Origin of the sequence: Halobacillus sp. ACCC02827, from assembly GCF_030291935.1 — a bacterium.
GTDB lineage: Bacteria > Bacillota > Bacilli > Bacillales > Halobacillaceae > Halobacillus.
The window spans coordinates 2,025,166-2,044,219 of sequence record NZ_CP128168.1 but is presented as its reverse complement, the minus strand read 5'-3'; the positions used below and the strand labels follow the sequence as shown (position 1 = coordinate 2,044,219).

Here is a 19,054-nt window from a genome sequence, read left to right as displayed (position 1 = left end):
CCTGTTTCTTTTATAGTTAACCTATGTAGTGTGGAAGCATGTCGAAGAGCGGAGCAGTAAAGACCGCTCCGCTTCATGGTTTACTTAACGTACGCTACTCCAACGATGATGAGAAGGATGAACAGCACGACAATCAATGCAAAGCCGCCGCCGTAACCACCACAGCCGCCGCCATAACCTCCGCATCCGTATCCGCCGTAACCTCCCCAGCCGAATCCGCCATATCCGAAGCCCATGTAAAACACTCCTTCATTAATAGAATAGAGGCAATGAATACCAGCCTCACTACTCTTATACTATGTAGTCGCCTTCGATTCGGGTGTGTGCTCGTCTAGAAGTCTTCAAATAATTACAATAATTTTGGTATAATAGAAAAAAGAGGAATAGAAAGGGGCGTGGATGTTGGATATTAATCAAGCAAGAAGGGAATTGGCGGACTACAACAGGAAAGGGGTTCCTGTTTTATGGAGTGCACTCCTTTACTGGACGGCCCTGCTTCTTTTATCTTTCTTCATTACGGACGAAAAGCTGCTTGCCATCATTTATTTGTACGGCACCGGGTTATTGCTTCCGATCGGTGTCCTGTTTGCTAAATGGATGGGTATCGAGCTGTTTCGAAAATTAAATCCGCTTTCCGGACTTTCCGGTGTCCTGGCAGCTGTTCCTGCAATAATGGGACCTCTCACCGTGTACATATTTTTCTCAGATCCAGGGGCGCTTCCTTTTGCCATTGCTATTATCACAGGCGGCCATTTCTTTCCGTTTGCGTGGCTGTATGAATCAAAAGCTTATATTTTTCCCCCCGTCGCAATGATGATTTTCTGCTTATGCAGCATAATCGTTTACCCCGAGCTTCAATTTCTTCTTGTTCCAATCATTGTGATTGTATCTATCTCCGCTATCATTGTTGGAACAAAGATGGAGTCAAGAAACAAAAAGCTGGAAATGGACGGTTATTCTGCCGCTGATCCAAAAAAGGAGAGAAGGATATGACGTTAAAATATATAAAGGAGGAAAGCCGGACTCTGATCGGCTTCCATATTCTGTGTTCAGAAGCTGCTTATGGAAAGGAAATCGCTTCTGCCTCCCGTGTTCTTTCAAAGGAATTTCCAGCTTCCGCATGTCAAATCGGAGCATTCATTCCTGGTCCGTGCGAAAAGGATGAGGATGGGTATTGGCTTGGGGTACCTCTAGAGGAGGCGGGAGAAAAAAGAGCTGGAATGTCGGTACTTACAATACCAGCCCAGACTTACGCCGTCATGACGCATACGGGCTCAGGTGTGGATATTCGACGTACATATGAAACTTTACATTCTATTATGGATGTAAACGGCTACGAAAGGATTTTTACTTCTTTTTGTATGGAAGTTTACCGGCGGTGGGGTAACCAAGAAGAGCTTGTTGTAGACCTGTATGAGCCCGTCGCGACGGAGGGAGGATATCATACATGATTAAATGGAAGGAAGAAAGGAAGCTACAGGAGAACATCGAGGACGTCTGGGTGTTGTTTTCCGATGAAAATATAAAGCGTATTATGCCTAAAGTGGTCGAACACCAGCTGATAAAAGGAACAGAAACAGAGGCAGGCGCAGTCCACCAACAGACATATAAAGAAGGAGATCGGTTGGAATCCTATGAAGTAAGGACGCTCGCATATGAGGACATTCCACAAAAGAAACATAAAAAAATTCAATTTGTAATCAGCGGTATGTTTGAAGTGACGGCTGATTTTCAACTACGTGAATCCGAAGACGGGCTAACGATGTTTCAATATTCGGGCCGAAATAAGGGAATCACCGTTTTATCAAAACTGATGTTATTATTCGCCAATAGAAAAGGGAATGCACGTGTTGTTAGGGAATTCATGGATCGTGTGGAAAGAGAAGCGGAGATGAAACATTAAAGAAGCTGCCTCAATGAGGCAGCTTCTTTCGTGTTAAACGGTAACGGCTTTGCCATGGTATGCAGCGGTGAATAGATCTTTCATTTCTTCTTTGGATGTTTCACGCGGGTTGGTGCCCGTGCACGGATCCTCCACAGCATTTTCGGCCATTTTGTCCACGTGGTCATGGAACAATGCTTCTTCAATGCCGAAGTCCTTCAAGTTGTTCGGCACTTCCATTGCCTTATTTAAATCCCGGACCCACTCAATGAGAGAATCAACAAGCTCTTTATCGTTACTTCCGACAAGGCCGATTCGTCGAGCGAGTGCAGCGTATCGATCTTCTACTACGGAGCGGTTGAATTGGATGACATAGGGAAGGTAGATACCATTTGCACAACCATGCGGGATTCCGAATGTAGGTCCGCTTTTATGAGCCATACTGTGTACATTCCCCAGCACAGCATTAGCGAATGCCATACCAGCCATCGCTTGAGCGTAATGGACTTTCTCACGTGCTGCCTCCTCTCCGTTATAAGAAGCCAGCAGATTCTGATTTAATATGTCCAGTGCTTCGATGGACAGGGAATCGGTGAATGTAGTCCGTGGTTTAGCTACATAGGCTTCAATACTATGGGTCACTGCATCCATTCCACTGTATGCAATGACCTTTTTAGGCATGGATTCCACCATGACCGGATCGATAATCGCAAGGTCGGGAGTGAGCTCGAAGCTTGCGAGAGGATATTTGACGCCGGTTTCTGAATCGGTAATGACAGATAGGTTGGATATTTCAGAGGCCGTTCCGCTTGTCGTGGGAATGCCTATGAATTTGGTTTTATTCCTTAGCTCCGGAAGCTGAAAAGGTTCTACAGCTTCTTGGAAGGTCAAATCCGGATGTTCGTAAAAGAGCCAAAGGGCTTTTGCTGCATCCATCGGAGAACCGCCGCCTACTCCAATGATCCAATCAGGGGCAAAATCATTCACCTCGTCCAGATACTTATTTATTAAATCAGTCGAAGGTTCTTCTGTGACGCCTTCCAAAACTTTCGTTTCCAAACCAGCCTCCGATAAGTATCCTTCAATTTTATCCAGGTTTCGGTTCTTTTTGACGGATCCTCCTCCGATTACGATCAATGCTTTCTTTCCTGCTACCGTATTCAGCACTTCCAATGCGTTCTCGCCAAAATATATGTCTCGGGGTATGGTAAATCGGTTCATTATACATCCTCCTATGCTGAGTTTCTTGCCTACCTTCCTGTGCATTGCCGATTGCTGATACATGTAAACATAGCAATATGGAAAAAAGGAACATTCAGACCATTTGTCTACCATGTACCTAGGTAATAAGGGGTGAAATGAAGCTTATTATATCGTGATTGCGAGTATTTAACTTCCAAAACACGGAAAGTATTCGTATAATGTTCATTATAATTAACAAGTGAGGTGATGGGATGCTGCAACTTGTGTTCATCCTTGTTGGAGTCCTTTTTGCTCTTCAAGTTTTTTTGCTTTGCTATTTATTGGTTATGAAAGCAAACAGATTGAGGATCCAGGAACACCGGAATGATCTTTATGCTTTTTACTATGGTAGTTTTCGATCCTTCCTTGCCGGTGAGGAGGAAGAGCCGGAGTACATCATGTCAAAAACAGACAAGGTTAACCTGATCGAACGAATGCTCAATGATATCGTCGATCGCAAGGACCCGGCTGTTTCAGAAGAGCGGGTGGAAGAATCTGCTCATAAACACCTTGCCCAGTCCTACCAGCTTTTACTAAAGAAGGGAAGCTGGTCTCAGCGCGTAAACACTCTGTTCTACATAGAAGACTTTCATATGACCCAATTAAAGGATGACGTATGGGAACATTTCCAATCGTTAAGAAAAATAGATGAAGAATATCGGCAGACCGTAAGGACGGCTGCTGCACTTGGGGATGAGAGAGTCATTCGAGTGATTCTTGAAACTCCACACATGACTCAGAGACTTGCAAAGCAAATGCTCAGGCGTATGCCCGCTGATTTTCTTAGTACATTAATCTATTTGATAGAGGAAGGAGCGGATACAAAAAAAGATGTAATTATTGGAATCCTTACCTACTGCGGAGAAACAAAAAATCAGGAACATGTCGCTTTTATTAAGGGATGGCTTCAGGATGAGGATAAGGAAATACGTTTAAAAGCACTTCGCAGCTATGCTGATGCGGATGCGGACGTGGAAATGAGCGTAATCGCCTCTTTCTTCCAATCAAATTATTGGGAGGAACGAATGTTAGTGGCACGACTTGCAGGCATGCGTAGAGTAAAGGAGAGCAGAGAAGCGCTTCATGATCTAACCGGGGACAGAGAATGGTGGGTGCGGTACACCGCATGTCAAGCTATCCGGCAGCTGCCTGCCGGACAGGATATGTTGGCTCGTATAGCGGAGGAGCATCCCGATGGTTTTGCTCGTGATATGGCTCGTCAATTTATGAGCATGAAAGTGAGGGAAAGCGTATGATGCAGGAAATATTATCGGTTATCGTAGATGTAACTGCGGTGTTTGTCATTCTCTATATGGTAATCGTTGCCATATTATATGGCGTATTATTTCTTCTCGCCGGGCCGAAAATTAAAAAGGAGAAAGAGCTGAACAGGGAAGAATTGATTGAAGACACGGCTGTTAATACAGATACGTTCCCTCTATCTGTTCTCGTGCCGGCTTATAATGAAGAAGTGGGTATTCTTAATACGGTGGAATCGATGCTTGCTTTACACTATCCTCAATATGAAGTCATCGTCATTGATGACGGATCCAAAGATCGGACGGCAGAGAAAATGATCCATACGTTCGAGATGGAGCCGTTTAATCTAGCTACACGACGGCACTTTCAAACGAAGGATGTGACCGCTGGGTATCAATCCACTCTTTATCCTCATGTCTATCTATTAAGAAAAGAAAATGGAGGAAAAGCCGATGCCTTGAATGCCGGCATTAATTTCTCCAAGTATCCCTATTTTGCAGCTATCGACGGTGACTCTTTATTAGACAGGGATGCCTTACTTAAGACGATGAAACCGATCATTGACTCAAACGGGGAGGTGACCGCTACTGGGGGGACCGTCCGGATCGCCAACGGATCCCTTATCGTGAAAAGTGTGGTGGAAAAGATCGGTCTTGCCAGAGAACCGATGGTGCGAATGCAGATCATTGAGTATTTTCGAGCATTCCTGATTGGGAGACTAGGCCTCAGCCGTTTAAATATCCTGCTGATTATATCCGGTGCTTTTGGTGTGTTTGAAAAGAAACGGGTGATTAAAGCCGGGGGTTACGATACGAATACAGTTGGAGAGGATATGGAATTGATCGTTCGTATGCACCGTACTATTAAGGAAGAGAACTCAAAGCAGCGAATTGAATACATTCAGGATCCTGTATGCTGGACAGAGGCTCCATCTACGATTTCCTCTCTTCGTGCGCAAAGAAAGCGCTGGCAGCGTGGGCTTGCAGAGACAATATGGAAGCATCGGGACATGCTTTTTAATCCTAAATACAAAGGAATTGGAATGTTTTCTCTTCCCTATTATCTCTTCGTCGAATTGTTGAGTGCGGTTTTCGAATTACTGGGGTATGCCATTATCGTAATCGGTTTGATTTTTTCCTTTATATCTATTGAAGTGAGTATTGCTATGGGGCTGTTAACCATATTCTATGGTTCCATGTTGTCCTCACTGGCGGTCCTTCTTGAAGAGTGGACCTATCACAAGTACCCTGATTTGAAAAGTGTCGTCGTGTTATTTCTTTACGCACTTACAGAGAGTTTCTGGTATCGGCCTATGCTTGTTTGGTGGCGCGTCGCAGGCCTTTATCAAGCAATCCGTAAGAAAAAAGGAAGTTGGGGAGATATGAATCGGAAAGGTTTATCTCAAACCAATGCAGAGTCTTAGTCCCATGGTTTCCTATTTTCATGGTTATAAAGCGATAAGACGGTGCTTTCCTTGGGGCGCTGATAAAACAAAGAACCACAGTGGTTTACTGTGGTTCTTTGTTTTATTTCACATCTTTAAATAGCTGCTGGATGATGGGGTAGGAGTCCTTCAGCCGCTCTTCATATTGTGGAAGGTCCCAGTTGTCCCACGTGTAAAGAGACGGCCCGTCAGGAAATTTCTCTACGTTTGAATTGTCATCTGTAATCGCGGCAGCAACTTCCACCCCGTCCACTTTGATGGAGGCGTCTATTCCGTTCTTATATATATCCCCCATAAACTCTTTCTGACTGGGGTCTTTTGCGTTAACGAGCATCCACGGTATACGGATTTCTATTCGTCCATCCTTTGTGAAAAAGTAGTCGGCGAGGGAATCGTAATCATCTGCATTTGGATTTCCGTTTCCAAAGCGGAAGACGCCCGTTTCGTAGGATTCAAATGGAATCTCTTCTCCAGTATCCGGACGGACAAGTCCTTTGTTCAAGGCGAGATGGATGGGGCGGAAAATCTTCTCTTTCCTCTCCAGTTCTTTCTCCGGTACCTTGACCATGTTCAAATCTTCGGTGTAGTGAAACAGGAATGGATCATAATCCCCGGCTGTTTCGAGGACTGCCTCATCCTTTCCACGAATCGTCAGGCGGAAGTCTGCTCTCATCGATGCGTCACCAAAGACATCGATGCCCTTTTCCGGCCTTATGCTGAAATAAAGGTTGATGTGATGATTGTCCCAAAACGTATCGGAAAGTGTCTCAAGCTCGGTTTTTATGTAGAGGTAACGTTCATCATGGTCTACCGCTAAGCTCTGCAGGCTGCCTTCATTTTTGGAAAGGAGCGTTTTCGATGCATCCCAATCGTTCTTTCCGTCGACTTTAATTTTGTGTCTGTCAAAACTTAGTAGTCCGAATTGTTGTTCGTTAGTCTGCGCGTTGGACCAATAGGGGCGTCTGTCCGGGTTATCATAATCCATAGTGTTCCACGTCCGTTTAAACCACTCATCCTGCCAAGTAAAGATAAGTCCTCCCATCATATTTTCTTCCAGGATATCTTCATAGAGCCGTTTGACAATCTGCCCTTGCTCTTTTTCGGAGTGAAAGCCCTGGTTCCAACCGAAAGGGTTACGATGGGTTAGACCCCGGGATGCAGGAACTCCGAATTCCGCAATCAGGACCGGCATATCATTCGCTTCGGATAAATCATGCAGGTAGCCTGCATAATTATTACGTTCACCTCTGTGATCCAAATACTTTGTGTACTTTTCTTCCAGGTTCATAAAGTCAGGGTAATAGGGGTAGACGTGATAGGAAGCGAACATTCCCGGTTTTGTACCGGCTCCTTTTCGGTGAATGTGATTGGGATCTATAGACGCCAAATCCTCTTCTTCCAACGGCTCTGCCGGCTGATCTATGTGATCTGTGGTTACCCAGTTCGTAAAACTGATGGGACGCATGCTTTTGTAATTTTCGCTTTCATAGGCTGTGAGGGTTTCCAGTTGGACGGCAAGCCAGTGTTCCATCGGACTCGCGCCTTCAGTGAAAACATACTCTCCGTCGAAGTCACCAAGATCAGGATACCCGCGATCCATAGAATCCACCATTTTAGGGTGCCATTCAATTCCGATAATCCAACCGATCACATATGGGGAAACATCGATGTCATAAACCCCGGATGCATGTCCAGGAGAAGGTTTTACTTCCGCATGACCGTGAATGGCATCGGCTATTTTCTTCATTTCGTTTTGAAAGGAATCTGTTATTTCTTTATGAAAAGCATCCTCTGTTTCCTCTAGCGGAGTTTCATCGACCCATACGCCGTGCAGGACATAGAGCGGCTGTTCTGCCTGAGCATTATAGGCGGCCAGTGCTTTGTAAAAGCCCGGGGGATGAAGGGTATAAATCCGTATGGCGTTCGCGTTCATGTCCCCAATCTGCTGGAACCAACGCAGGTATTCATCCTCGTCAATAGCTGCTTCACCAGGAAAGTGCCCAGGCTTGCCCATACCAATGTTCACCCCTTTAATGGTAATAGGCACCCACTTTCCATCCTTATATACGTGCATTCGGTTATCTTCTATTTTGGATGGATAAGACAAGTCGTCGACAGAGGCCAGTTCCACTTTCTTCATCTCCTCATTCAAAGATTTGTTCGATGGAAGCTTACTTTCCGGCTCGGTTGAGAGATTCTGCCAAAAAAGAACGCCCCCTGTCACGATCATTACAGCCAAAAAAAAGAATATAAGTAAGTTTTTCAAAAAAACAGCTCCTTAGAGGAAAAAATTTCTACTTTTATATGTTCATTATAATAGCTCGTGATAAAATTGGGTAGATGGATGGATGATTTTAAGTGTTCACGTAGTAAGGATAGATGGATGACAGGAGAGATTACAGGGATGGTGTATATATTGAAAGAATTAGTGGCTAACTTAGCAATTATGATAGCCGGGTTCTATCTGGCAGGAAAAATTATTAAAGAACCGATCGGCAGGCAGTCAGGCAAATGGGATCGATGTCTTATGAGTGTGTTAGCAGCGGGTATAGGCTTGGTTCTCATGTTCTTCTCTATAGAAGTTGGAGACAATATCATGATTGACCTCAGGCATATTCCGATCATTATTCTTGCTTACTATGCAGGGTTTGTCCCGACGATGGTATCTGCCGCGCTGATCGGCATATCCCGGCTTTTATTCGGTTTCGATGAGACGTCGCTTTTCGCTTTAATGACTACTCTTATCTTCGGTTTGATCGTAGGCGTTGCCAGCAGATTTATTTCCTTAGGGACAACCAAAAAGATATCCGTCCTGAACATCATCAGTCTGCTGATCATCAGTACACATTTGTATGTAGTTATGGGAGGAGATAGGGAATATTGGGAAGTGTTGATATATTATTGGTTTATTGCTGTTCCAGCCGGCGTTTTTGCAGCAGTTTTCTTTCAGGACATCCAATATTCCAAGCGCATGTTTCAGCAGTTGAAAAACGATTCAAAGACGGACTTCTTAACCGGTTTAAGCAACGTACGTCACTTTCACTTTACCCTGAACGATTTATTTAAGAAGAGCGGTAATCAAGTGAAAGGTGTATCTTTACTGCTCATGGATCTTGACCATTTTAAACGCGTTAATGATACATACGGACATGACGCCGGGGATGCCGTCCTTAAACAACTGGGTGGGCTTCTGCAGGCAAATGCCAGACCGACAGACCAGATAGCAAGAAACGGGGGGGAGGAGTTTTCCGTGCTGCTTCCCGACTGTTCTAGGAAAGATTCCTTGGAAATTGCAGAAAGAATCCGGGCCGCGGTGGAAAGGCACCGTTTCGTGCTGCCGGAGGGAGATGAAATCAAACTTTCGATCTCAATAGGGGTCAGCCAATTAGAAAAAGAAATGAAGAAGCCGGATGATTTATACAAGAACGCGGATAAAGCTTTATATAAGGCAAAAACCACTGGCAGGAACCGGGTCGTTTACTGAATAAAAAAAGGAGCCTCTATGGCTCCTTTTTTGTATGGATTTTATTTGAGTATTTTAGAAGACTTTATCTCCGTTAAAGATCGAGTTCTTCACAATGACATAGTCGACGTGGCGGATAGCGTTTAAGTCCGTGCCTCCTGCGTAACTGACAGCTGATTGTAGATCCTGCTCCATTTCGTCAAGTGTATCCTGTAGGTTTCCTTTGTGCTCTACATGCATTTTCTTGCCTTCTACGTTCTTTTTCTCCCCTTTTTGGAACTCAGACGCAGATCCAAAGTATTCTTTATACAATTTTCCATCTACTTCGATGGTTTCTCCTGGAGATTCTTCGTGCCCGGCAAATAAGGAACCGATCATGACCATAGAAGCGCCAAAACGAACAGATTTTGCAATGTCTCCGTGGGTTCGGATTCCTCCGTCAGCGATAATCGGCTTCTTAGCAGCTTTGGCGCACCAACGAAGAGCTGCAAGCTGCCACCCTCCGGTACCAAAACCGGTCTTTAATTTCGTAATGCATACTTTCCCCGGGCCGATCCCTACTTTTGTTGCATCCGCTCCGGCATTTTCCAGTTCCCTGACTGCTTCCGGAGTACCGACATTACCTGCAATAACGAAAGTCGACGGTAAATGTTCCTTTATGTGTTGAATCATTTCAATAACAGCTGTTGAGTGTCCGTGTGCAATATCAATGGTAATAAATTCTGGAACAAGACCTTTATTTGCAAGGCCTGTAATAAATTCATATTCTTCATCCTTCACCCCGACACTTATGGAAGCGATTAAATTTTTCTGCTTCATCGTGTGGATGAATGCTTCCCGTGTTTCCGGCTGGAACCGGTGCATTACATAGAAATATCCGTTTTCCGCGAGGGTCGCAGCGATGGATTCATCGATGATCGTCTGCATGTTTGCAGGTACTACAGGAAGTTTAAATGTGTAAGACCCTAAGGTAACGGAGGTATTACATTCTGAGCGGCTGTTCACTATACACTTAGCAGGAATTAATTGAATATCTTCGTAATCAAATACATTTTCCATTTAAAACACTCCTAAAACCGAATGTTATTCGATTTAATATCTTTTATCGTTCGTACATATTGTAATTTACAGCATTTTCTTTTGAAAGTCAAAATAAAAAACCTCCAAGGAATGGGAGGTTTTTTATGATTTCATTCGCTTCATGAAGTTTTCCAGATGATCTCTCGATTTCAAATTCTTGTTGCACGTTTGACTGTCTACGCAAATATAGTTACCCCGACTCACCATTTCACCATTTGTTTGTCGTGATACGACGGATGTAAGAAGTCCCACATTTCCCTGTTCATGACAAATGGAACAGATTCCATGCTTAACGGATGATGAGAAATGTCCGGATAAACCAACCAGTCTGTCATCGATTGTAGTAACGATAAATTTCTTTGCTGTTCCATAATCATTCCATCCTATATACGACAGTTCCGTCCACTCCAGCTTATTAAGGTCTGGAATAGTCAATTTCTTTGTTTTAGGAAAAAGCAGCTGGATGGTTTCCTCTGTGATATCTGCAAGTGGATTAACATATTGCTTGATACGAGAAAAATAAAGGATGGCATCCGTTTCATCCTGCACATTTTTTATTTGATCTATAATTTGCTTTTGAGGCAGTGTGAGGCTTTGAAAAGCTTCAAGAACTTTTTCATGGGTCATCTCTTTCAAAGCATTGGTGACGGCAGCATCTTTCGAGATGAGGTTGTTTTTATATAAATGATGTGCACAAGACTGAATGAAATGGTATTGGTCGGGACGAATGAATTTTTCCATGAATCCTGCCTCCGTTCATTGTGGTGACTCTTATTATTTCAGGTCAGGGACTTTCTATCAACTTATTCACCTTCTTAAAAAGAATAGTTTGTTTTATGTATGCAGAACAGGAAATTGAAACAAGCTAGGAAGAAAAACTGATGAAAGGGGAAGAACTATGATTTTTCGAAATTTCCGTAAGTTTAAAGAGGTGTGGTTTCTCCTGTTTCTGCTTTCTTTTACGATCTTACATAATATAGCAGATCGAATCTTTAAAGAGGACTGGAATTCTACTGCTTATCTGTTTACCTTTTTCCTGTCCTATGCTCTTTTTTTATGGATGAGGAAATCTGTTCATTGGTTGAGGCTCCCGCTCCCGATATCAGCATGGATCGGTTTATATGCAGCGGGGATGTTTCTGCTGGGAGTGGTTTTTATCTCTGTTTAAGATGGAAATTCCATTATAGAGGGAGGGAGAGGGCCGCGGCTTTCTTCCTTTTGTACGGTGAATGAGTGGGTATTGGAGGGAGTGTTAATGGTCCTTGTTGATTTCCTTTTGCGTGGTTTTATTATGTTTGCCCTATTGTATATACTGGCAAGAATTTTAAGTAAAAAGCTTATATCCCAACTGACCTTATTCGATTTTATTGCGGGTATTACGTTAGGATCTATGACTTCCAACACATTTCTTACCCCGGATCTCCCTTTATGGCACGGGATTGCTGCTCTCGTTTTGTTTTCCGCTCTGGTAATGATTATGGATATATGGACAATCAAGTCGTTCCGTGCAAGAAAATGGTTGAACAGTGAACCGACGCTGCTGATCGACAACGGAAAAATTTTAGAGGAGGGGATGGCGAAAGTGCGTTTCACGGTGGATGAATTGATTGGGGAGTTGAGGAAAAGTGGCGTATTTCACTTCCGTGATGTTCAAGTCGCAGTCCTGGAAACGGATGGAACCGTGAGCGTATTAAGAAAATCACAGTATACGCCATTGACTCAAGGGGATATTGGAATGAAGGGAAACGAACAATCTTTTCCGCAGGTAGTTATTATACAAGGGAATCTTCTGCCTAACAGTTTAGCTGCTACCGGTTACAGTGAGGAATGGATAGAGGATAAGATAGCAGAGAGGGGAATATCGGACTGGGCAGAAATCGTCACGGCACAGCTGGATACAGAAGGGAATCTTTATATAGATCGGAGCGAAGACAGCCTTGGTTTGACACGAAAAGACATGTAGAAATCATTCTGTTATACCGATTTTTCTTTAGTACGGCGCTTTTGTGTGGCTTGCTTCTTAGATAAGTATAAGGCTTCCTCTAATAGATTAATCTGCGAATTGAGTATCGACAGGTGAGAGGAATCCTGTGTTTTTTGTTTCAGGCATCGCAAGGAATGCTTATCTCTTTCCAGCAGCAATATTTCTGTATTATCTAATGTTAGTTGATCCTCCATTCGGCAGAACTCCCGTCTCATTCATATCTGAAGATATCAATTCCCACGATTTCATAGAACTAAACGTAATAATTGCAGAGTCAAGTTTTAATATGCGGAAATTTAGATGTTTTTCGTTTTTTTTGTCATTCTATCACCTAAAAATGTTTAATGATGTAATAATAAGGAAATAGGGACTTTGGTGGGGAAAGTGGATGCATCTTTTGTCCCTTACATACATAATGACTGCTGCTCTTTCACCAAATTTGATAGGGGAGTGTTTGGATGGCGAAAAAATGGGTAAGTCTGTCGTTGATTTTGGTGGTTTTGTTCGTATTACCGATGCAGATATCCGCAGAGGAGATGGAAGCAGAGGAGATTCTGAAGAAATCCAATAAGGCTATGATGGAACTTGATAGTTACAAAATCCATACCGTATCGGAAATGACGGATGGTTCAAGCGAAGAAGCCGTTAAGACAGAAATGTCGGCGGATGTTCAAAACAATCCGTTAGTCATGCATATTCAGACTATGCTTGATGGGGAGACGATCGAATCCTATCTATCGGAAGAGGGTTATTTTACAGAAATTCCTGGAGAAGGATGGGTTAAAGTAACGGATGGTACCATGATCAAGAATGCGATGATGGCACAAGCGCAGGTGGATCAGGCGGCCGGCCTTGCTAAAGACATGAGTGTGGAAGAGTCGGATGATGGCTATGTTTTAACTTATGAAGGAGATGGACAAGAACTTTTGGAAATGTCCATGAAGATGATGGAGTCCAATATGTCTTCCGGAGAAGACAGCGGGGAAATGCAGAAAATGATGGAACAACTGCAGGATCAGATGACAATCAATGATGTGTCCTATAAAATAACTGTAGATAAAGAAAACCATTATTTAACCAGTGTGGATATGATGATCGATATGAGCCTTTCCATGGAAGGCCAAACGATGAATATTTCCCAGTCATCTAAAACAACGGTCAGCGAGTTTAACAATGTCGGGACCGTAGAAATACCACAGGAAGTAATAAACGGAGCGGAGCCTTTGGAGGAAGCGGGCGGGGAAATGCCGGATACGGCTACTTCCGAACCAGCGTTTACGCTTCTTGGAGCTATTCTTGCTTTAACTGCAGGCGGTGTGTTGGTGTTTAGAAGAAAACAGAACGCTTAATATGGAAGGGGAGACCGGTTTGTCGGTTTCCCCTCTATACATAATGGAAGGAGATCGACTTTTGAATAAGATACTTGCTGCTGTAATGACTGCCGGAATTGTCATAGCATTCTTTTTCGGCTTCCAGTGGTGGAGCTCGATCCAGGCGGTGGAAGAAGTACCACTGGAGGAAATTGAGCAATGGGATCAGGTCAAAGATGCTCCGTCTATGGAAAAACAAACAATCGAGAGGAAAGAAAAACCTCCTGTTTATACGGAAGATCTGGAGACGTTTAAGCAAGGGGATGAAGTGGGGAGAGTGATCATTCCCAAGCTGGAGAAAGGGTTCAAAGTTTATTGGGGAGCCGATGAAGAATCCTTGAAAAGAGGGGTAGGAATGTATGTTAGTCAATGGACAACGACTCCCAAAGAACAACGCCATACGGTTTTGAGCGGCCATAGAGAGACAGTTTTTACGGGGCTTGGTGAAGTGGAGGAAGGAGACAGTATATTTGTGGAATTCCAAAACAAGCGATACGAATACCGCGTGGCCAAGACTTGGGTCACTGATGCAAAAGATCGCACTGTCATTGTTGATAAGGATGAACCTGTCCTGACGCTTACTACCTGTTATCCCTTTGAATTCGTTGGAGACGCCCCGGACAGGTATATTATTGAGGCGACTCTCGAAAGTGTGAATAAAATAGAATAATGGTTTTTTATGGGGGAGAAGAATAGATGCCCGTTCTTATACATCATCAGTACATCCACGCACCTGTGGAGATTTGCTTTAATATGGCCAGGAATGTAGATGTACATACAGAAACAACGAAGAAGAGCCGGGAGAGTGCAATCAGTGGAGTGACCAGCGGCATTATGGGGCTTGGAGATCAGGTAACGTGGAGAGCCAAGCACCTTGGTGTTTGGCAGTCATTGACCGCTCAGATTATTGAATTGAACGAGCCGTGGAATTTCACGGACCAAATGCTGGAAGGCGCATTTCATTCTTTTACACATACACACCGATTCCAGAATACCCAAAGCGGCGGTACAATCATGACGGATGTATTTGAATATGAAGCGCCGTTCGGATGGATAGGTAAGCTTGCCGATGTGCTTTTTTTGAAAAGGTATATGCAACGGTTATTGATGGAAAGAGCAGAGGCTCTCGCGGAGATTGCTTTGAGAAGACAATTGGAATGATGAGAGAGTAATGAAAAACCCGGCAGTTATGCCGGGTTTTTTTAGACCACTGAAGGGACCCAACCATTTCAGAATCGTTCGCGATCCTGTGGTGAAAAGCTGATCGGAAGGATTCTTGCTTGTGAATCCGTTTCCTGTTGTGCTTTTTCCCTTCAAGCGTGTAATGACTCTTTCCACTTCCTGTTCGGCTTCATCAGGGCTCTGCCTATACCCATACACGGGAGATGTTCCCTTTATCCGCCAATGATTCGTTCCTTGGGAAACGAACTCGCAATGGTTGAGCCTCTTCAATAGTCTTAGTGAGTATATACCCTGAAGCAATGTGACATAAACCTCTCCCTACCCTGTTTTTTTAAAAAAATAAAAAAATATTGCAGCATTTATTTTGTATTTTTATGGAATGGCGTACCTTGCCGTCCTAGGCGCAGGTTTTTATTGGGAAAAAGGAATTTGGATACTGCCGGCTCTTTCTTATGCACCCTTATCGAAGTTTGGATTGGCTGGGGGCAGGTTTACCGCGTGCTGAAGTTTCAATATTTAAAGTACATGAAATTGTGATTTCACCCCAAACTAACGAAAAAGAAGGAGAAAATCATGACTTTATTTAGACTGGGATACGTAGCAATGAGCCTGGAGCTTGAAAATGCTTCACCGTCACAGACGTTAACCTTCAAGCGATTTTCTGGGATGAAAGACCGGGAAGCAGCGTTAAGAAAGCTTGAAAGCATCGCTGTATCTAACATTCATAATTGTCTGCGTATCTTAAAACATAACCTCGTGGAACAAATTGAATTTTTCCGGTTCAGTTCACGACTTGTTCCCCTTGCTACTCATAAAGAACTGACCGACTGGGATTATATCTCCTCTATTAAGAAAGAGCTTAACATGCTTGGAGACTATGCCATTTCACATGCGATGCGCGTAGACTTTCATCCAGATCATTTCGTCGTTCTTAACTCTCCGAGTGAGGATGTCTTTCGTAATTCCATGGAAGTATTAAAGCACCATTACCTGCTGCTTCACTACATGGGGATCGATCCTATGCACCGCTGTGTACTTCATCTGGGAGGAAAGTATGGGGATAAAGAAAAGTCTCTGGAAAGGTTCCTTGACCAATGGGCGCATGTACCGAGCGGACTGCAGAAGCTTGTGATGATTGAGAACGATGATACTTCCTTCACTCTTTCCGATTGTTTGTATATATGCGAAAAGCTGGGTATCCCTCAAGTGTTTGACCTTCACCATCATTTGGCTAATAACGATGGGGAAGATTGGACGTCACACTGGTCGAGGGTGATCGACACGTGGCGGGGATCCCAGCTTCCAGTTAAAATGCATATATCCAGTCCGAAAAGTGAAAAAGCTTTTAACAGCCATGCTGATTTCATTGATAGGGACATGTTCTTAAATTTTTTAAAAAATGTAGATGGGTCGACTTCGATGATAGACTGTATGATTGAGGCGAAACAAAAGGATCAGGCACTGAAAAAGCTGATGAGGGAATTACAGACTCATCCCAATATCCTTATTGAAACACCTTCCACTTTTCGTTGGAAAGGAACAGGTGTTTAGCTTCAAATCTTAGGTTCATAGGGAGGGAGGTTGTTATGAAGCGGCTTATCCTTCCTGTAACCAAGGACGTATTCCGCCTGCATGATCGTATGGATTTCTCTCGTTCCCTCATAAATGACAGGGGCCTTCGAATTCCTTAAATACCGCTCTACTGGATATTCACCGGAGTAGCCATACGCTCCGTGGATTTGAACGGCATCGTCGGCAGCAGCATTTGCGAAGTCACAGGCCTGCCATTTGGCGAGGGAGGTTTCCCTGGTATTTCGAACACCTTTGTTTTTTAGTTCTCCTGCCTTATAGACGAGTAATCGGCTCATCTGAAGACCTGCTTCCATCCTGGCGATCATTTGCTGAACGAGCTGGTGTCTTCCTATTTCTTTACCAAAGGTCTTTCTGTCCTTGCAGTATTGAACACTTGCTTCGAGGCATGCCATGATTTGCCCGCAAGCTCCGGCTGCCACAGTGAATCTGCCGTTATCAAGGGAAGCCATGGCTATTTTGAAACCATCTCCCTCTTTACCTAGCAGGTTCTCTTTTGGAACTCGGACGCCATCAAAAAACAACTCGCCTGTATTTCCAGCCCGTATCCCCAGTTTTCCTTTAATCGCTTTGGAAGAGAAACCTTCCCACGTCCTCTCCACAATAAACGCAGATATCCCATGATGTTTTTTGCTTTTATCTGTGTAGGCGAAAACAAGAAAGTGATCAGCCGTATCACATAGGGATATCCACGTCTTCTGACCGTTTAAAATATAGTGATCCCCATTCTTATGCGCGGTCGTTTGAAGGGCAGCCACGTCCGATCCTGCTCCCGGTTCCGTCAAGCCGAATGCCCCTATTTTCTCGCCTTTCGCCTGTGGGATGAGGTACTTCTTCTTCTGTATGTCATTCCCCCATTGGAGCAGCGACATGCTGTTGAGTCCGGTATGTACGGAAACAGCTGTTCTAAATGCCGTGTCTCCACGTTCGAGTTCTTCACAGACGATGGCCAGCGCATTATAATCCATGCCGCTCCCGCCGTACTCTTCCGGGATGCATACCCCCATTAAACCTAAATCCGCAAGTTTTTTATAGATACCGGCATCTATAAATCCTCTCGCATCCCATTCCTGAATGTAAGGCATAACTTCCTTATCTACAAAATCCCTTACTGTTTTTTTCAGCATTACCTGTTCATCACTATAGTCGAAATTCATTAGTAAGCCTCCCTATATGATGCGCTTTTTTTTCCATTCATCGATAATTTCTCTGCTGTAACCAAGCATGTTTAAAATTTCTATTGTATGTTCCCCGGGTTCTGGCGGGGCATGGTTGACACGGAAGGATGATCCGGATAACTTCAGCGGGCTTCCGACCATCCGAATGGGGCCTGCCGCCGGATGGTTCGCAGTCACGAACATATCCCTTGCCATCAGCTGTTCATCCTGCACAACGTCGGTAAGCGTATGAACAGGTCCTATTGGTATTTGAGAATCCCGGCATATTTTCAACCAATAGGCTGTTTTTTTCTCCTCCATAGTTTTTTGCAGAATAGCGGTCAACTCTTCCCTGTTCTTAACCCGGACAGCATTCGTGCAGAAACGGGGATCTTCGGAGAGTTCCGGCTTTTGGACAGCATTGCAAAAATGATAAAACTGCCTGTCATTACCGACTGCAACTATAACCTCCCCGTCTTTTGTTTTGAACATCTGGTAGGGGGCTATGTTTGCATGATGATTTCCCATGCGGGTCGGTTCTTCTCCTGTCATCAGAAAATTGCTTCCGATATTCACTAAAGCACTGACCGCTGAGTCGAGCAGGGATAAGTCTATTTTCTGCCCTTTATTGGTGTGTTGCCTCTCGAGCAGCGCTGCCTGAATTCCAATAGCTGCGTACAGACCTGTGAGAATATCGGAAATTGCAACACCTGTTTTTTGAGGGCCGGACTGAGGCGTACCTGTAACGGCCATCAATCCGCTCATGGCTTGGATGATAAAGTCATATCCTGGTAAATGGCTGTAGGGACCGGTTTCTCCAAAACCTGTAATGGAACAATAGATGAGAGCGGGATGAAGCTCGCTCATACTCTCATAGTCCAGTCCGAATTTTTCCATCGAACCGGTTTTGAAATTGTGGAGAAGAACATCACTCCGGCTCGCCAGCTCCCGTATGATTGCTTGTCCTTCGGCTGTTTTCAAGTCAACAGTTATGCTTTTTTTGTTCCTGTTTGCACAGAGATAATAAGCGCTGACCCCCTGTTGGAACGGCGGTCCCCAAGTCCTCGTGTCATCACTTCCACCGGGCGCTTCCACTTTGATTACTTCCGCCCCAAGATCTCCTAGGATCATAGAGCAGTAGGGACCGGCAAGGACTCTCGATAAATCCAACACACGTATGCCGCTTAGTGCGGTTGTCATACCACCACATCCTATCTGGATTGGGATTATATGGGCGTACCCTCATGGGAAAAGCCAGAAGAACCCATACGAAGTATGAATCCGACTGGCTTGGGAACAACATGATCATTTCTTGAAACAAGGGAGGGAAGTTGTCCGGATGTACACTTTAATTTATGCCGGTCCCCTATTATTTATGATTCTTAAAATCAATGATCATG

The 19,054-nt window shown here is 44.1% G+C and carries 18 protein-coding genes and 1 pseudogene; 11 read left to right on the top strand and 8 right to left on the bottom strand.

The genetic code is table 11. The features are described 5' to 3' along the window. Nucleotides 1-80: 80 nt before the first annotated feature. A pseudogene (locus tag QRD89_RS10920) lies at nt 81-161 on the bottom strand (YjcZ family sporulation protein); the annotation flags it as partial. A gap of 238 nt (nt 162-399) precedes the next feature. Between QRD89_RS10920 and QRD89_RS10915 the strand changes: the two are divergent. Genes QRD89_RS10915 through QRD89_RS10905 form a run of 3 tightly spaced genes read left to right on the top strand, consistent with a single transcriptional unit; the run spans nt 400 to nt 1,903 of the window. Next, on the top strand, nt 400-993 hold the full coding sequence (locus QRD89_RS10915) for a DUF7010 family protein (RefSeq protein ID WP_008639678.1): 594 nt from the start codon (nt 400-402) through the stop codon (nt 991-993). Then, entirely contained in the window at nt 990-1,451 is a 462-nt protein-coding gene (locus QRD89_RS10910) for a GyrI-like domain-containing protein (RefSeq protein ID WP_286095259.1), read from the top strand. The genes QRD89_RS10915 and QRD89_RS10910 overlap by 4 nt, the downstream gene beginning before the upstream one ends. Next, complete coding sequence (locus QRD89_RS10905; RefSeq protein WP_062513623.1) at nt 1,448-1,903, top strand: SRPBCC family protein; 456 nt, start codon at nt 1,448-1,450, stop codon at nt 1,901-1,903. The genes QRD89_RS10910 and QRD89_RS10905 overlap by 4 nt, the downstream gene beginning before the upstream one ends. A gap of 33 nt (nt 1,904-1,936) precedes the next feature. Here QRD89_RS10905 and QRD89_RS10900 read toward each other — a convergent pair whose 3' ends face one another. Continuing rightward, on the bottom strand, nt 1,937-3,103 hold the full coding sequence (locus QRD89_RS10900) for an iron-containing alcohol dehydrogenase (protein WP_286095258.1): 1,167 nt from the start codon (nt 3,101-3,103) through the stop codon (nt 1,937-1,939). A 233-nt stretch (nt 3,104-3,336) separates the two neighbouring features. Here QRD89_RS10900 and QRD89_RS10895 point away from each other — a divergent pair, with 233 nt between their 5' ends. Next, nucleotides 3,337-4,380, top strand: a complete 1,044-nt coding sequence (locus QRD89_RS10895) for a HEAT repeat domain-containing protein (RefSeq protein ID WP_286095256.1) — start codon at nt 3,337-3,339, stop codon at nt 4,378-4,380. After that, nucleotides 4,377-5,807 carry a glycosyltransferase family 2 protein gene (locus tag QRD89_RS10890; RefSeq protein WP_286095255.1) on the top strand — a complete coding sequence of 477 codons (1,431 nt, stop codon included), beginning with the start codon at nt 4,377-4,379 and terminating at the stop codon, nt 5,805-5,807. Before QRD89_RS10895 ends, QRD89_RS10890 begins: the two co-directional genes overlap by 4 nt. Nucleotides 5,808-5,910: 103 nt before the next feature. Here the strand turns inward: QRD89_RS10890 and QRD89_RS10885 are convergent, their stop codons facing one another. Next, nucleotides 5,911-8,094, bottom strand: a complete 2,184-nt coding sequence (locus QRD89_RS10885; protein ID WP_286095254.1) for a hypothetical protein — start codon at nt 8,092-8,094, stop codon at nt 5,911-5,913. 138 nt (nt 8,095-8,232) lie between these two features. Here QRD89_RS10885 and QRD89_RS10880 point away from each other — a divergent pair, with 138 nt between their 5' ends. Beyond that, nucleotides 8,233-9,312, top strand: coding sequence for a GGDEF domain-containing protein (locus tag QRD89_RS10880; RefSeq protein ID WP_286095253.1), 1,080 nt, complete (start codon nt 8,233-8,235; stop codon nt 9,310-9,312). A gap of 54 nt (nt 9,313-9,366) precedes the next feature. On the opposite strand, the gene guaC is transcribed toward QRD89_RS10880, so the two are convergent. Then, the gene (gene guaC / locus QRD89_RS10875; protein ID WP_062513616.1) at nt 9,367-10,350 is read right to left on the bottom strand and encodes a GMP reductase; all 984 of its coding nucleotides are present in this window, start codon (nt 10,348-10,350) and stop codon (nt 9,367-9,369) included. Nucleotides 10,351-10,473: 123 nt separating this feature from the next. Further along, the gene (locus tag QRD89_RS10870; RefSeq protein ID WP_286095252.1) at nt 10,474-11,112 is read right to left on the bottom strand and encodes a FusB/FusC family EF-G-binding protein; all 639 of its coding nucleotides are present in this window, start codon (nt 11,110-11,112) and stop codon (nt 10,474-10,476) included. Nucleotides 11,113-11,626: 514 nt separating this feature from the next. Between QRD89_RS10870 and QRD89_RS10865 the strand changes: the two genes are divergently transcribed. Next, nucleotides 11,627-12,334 carry a DUF421 domain-containing protein gene (locus QRD89_RS10865; RefSeq protein ID WP_062513610.1) on the top strand — a complete coding sequence of 236 codons (708 nt, stop codon included), beginning with the start codon at nt 11,627-11,629 and terminating at the stop codon, nt 12,332-12,334. Between the two features lie 11 nt (nt 12,335-12,345). On the opposite strand, the gene QRD89_RS10860 is transcribed toward QRD89_RS10865, so the two are convergent. Beyond that, nucleotides 12,346-12,549, bottom strand: coding sequence for a hypothetical protein (locus QRD89_RS10860; RefSeq protein WP_008639707.1), 204 nt, complete (start codon nt 12,547-12,549; stop codon nt 12,346-12,348). 264 nt (nt 12,550-12,813) lie between these two features. On the opposite strand from QRD89_RS10860, the gene QRD89_RS10855 reads away from it, so the two are divergent. The 4 genes from QRD89_RS10855 (at nt 12,814) to uvsE (ending at nt 16,458) form a co-directional block, all read left to right on the top strand. Continuing rightward, nucleotides 12,814-13,704 carry an LPXTG cell wall anchor domain-containing protein gene (locus QRD89_RS10855; RefSeq protein WP_062513606.1) on the top strand — a complete coding sequence of 297 codons (891 nt, stop codon included), beginning with the start codon at nt 12,814-12,816 and terminating at the stop codon, nt 13,702-13,704. 61 nt (nt 13,705-13,765) lie between these two features. After that, nucleotides 13,766-14,395 (top strand): class D sortase, LPxTATN-specific, encoded by a 630-nt coding sequence (gene srtD / locus QRD89_RS10850; RefSeq protein WP_062513604.1) that lies wholly within the window; start codon nt 13,766-13,768, stop codon nt 14,393-14,395. A gap of 26 nt (nt 14,396-14,421) precedes the next feature. Then, nucleotides 14,422-14,886, top strand: a complete 465-nt coding sequence (locus QRD89_RS10845; RefSeq protein ID WP_286095250.1) for an SRPBCC family protein — start codon at nt 14,422-14,424, stop codon at nt 14,884-14,886. A 594-nt stretch (nt 14,887-15,480) separates the two neighbouring features. Then, a complete protein-coding gene (uvsE, locus tag QRD89_RS10840; protein WP_286095249.1) occupies nt 15,481-16,458 on the top strand; it encodes a UV DNA damage repair endonuclease UvsE in 978 nt (325 codons plus the stop codon). Nucleotides 16,459-16,460: 2 nt separating this feature from the next. Here uvsE and QRD89_RS10835 read toward each other — a convergent pair whose 3' ends face one another. Both QRD89_RS10835 and QRD89_RS10830 read right to left on the bottom strand, forming a co-directional pair. Further along, complete coding sequence (locus QRD89_RS10835) at nt 16,461-17,654, bottom strand: acyl-CoA dehydrogenase family protein (RefSeq protein ID WP_026577287.1); 1,194 nt, start codon at nt 17,652-17,654, stop codon at nt 16,461-16,463. Between the two features lie 12 nt (nt 17,655-17,666). Further along, complete coding sequence (locus QRD89_RS10830) at nt 17,667-18,854, bottom strand: CaiB/BaiF CoA transferase family protein (RefSeq protein WP_286095248.1); 1,188 nt, start codon at nt 18,852-18,854, stop codon at nt 17,667-17,669. Nucleotides 18,855-19,054 lie beyond the last annotated feature (200 nt).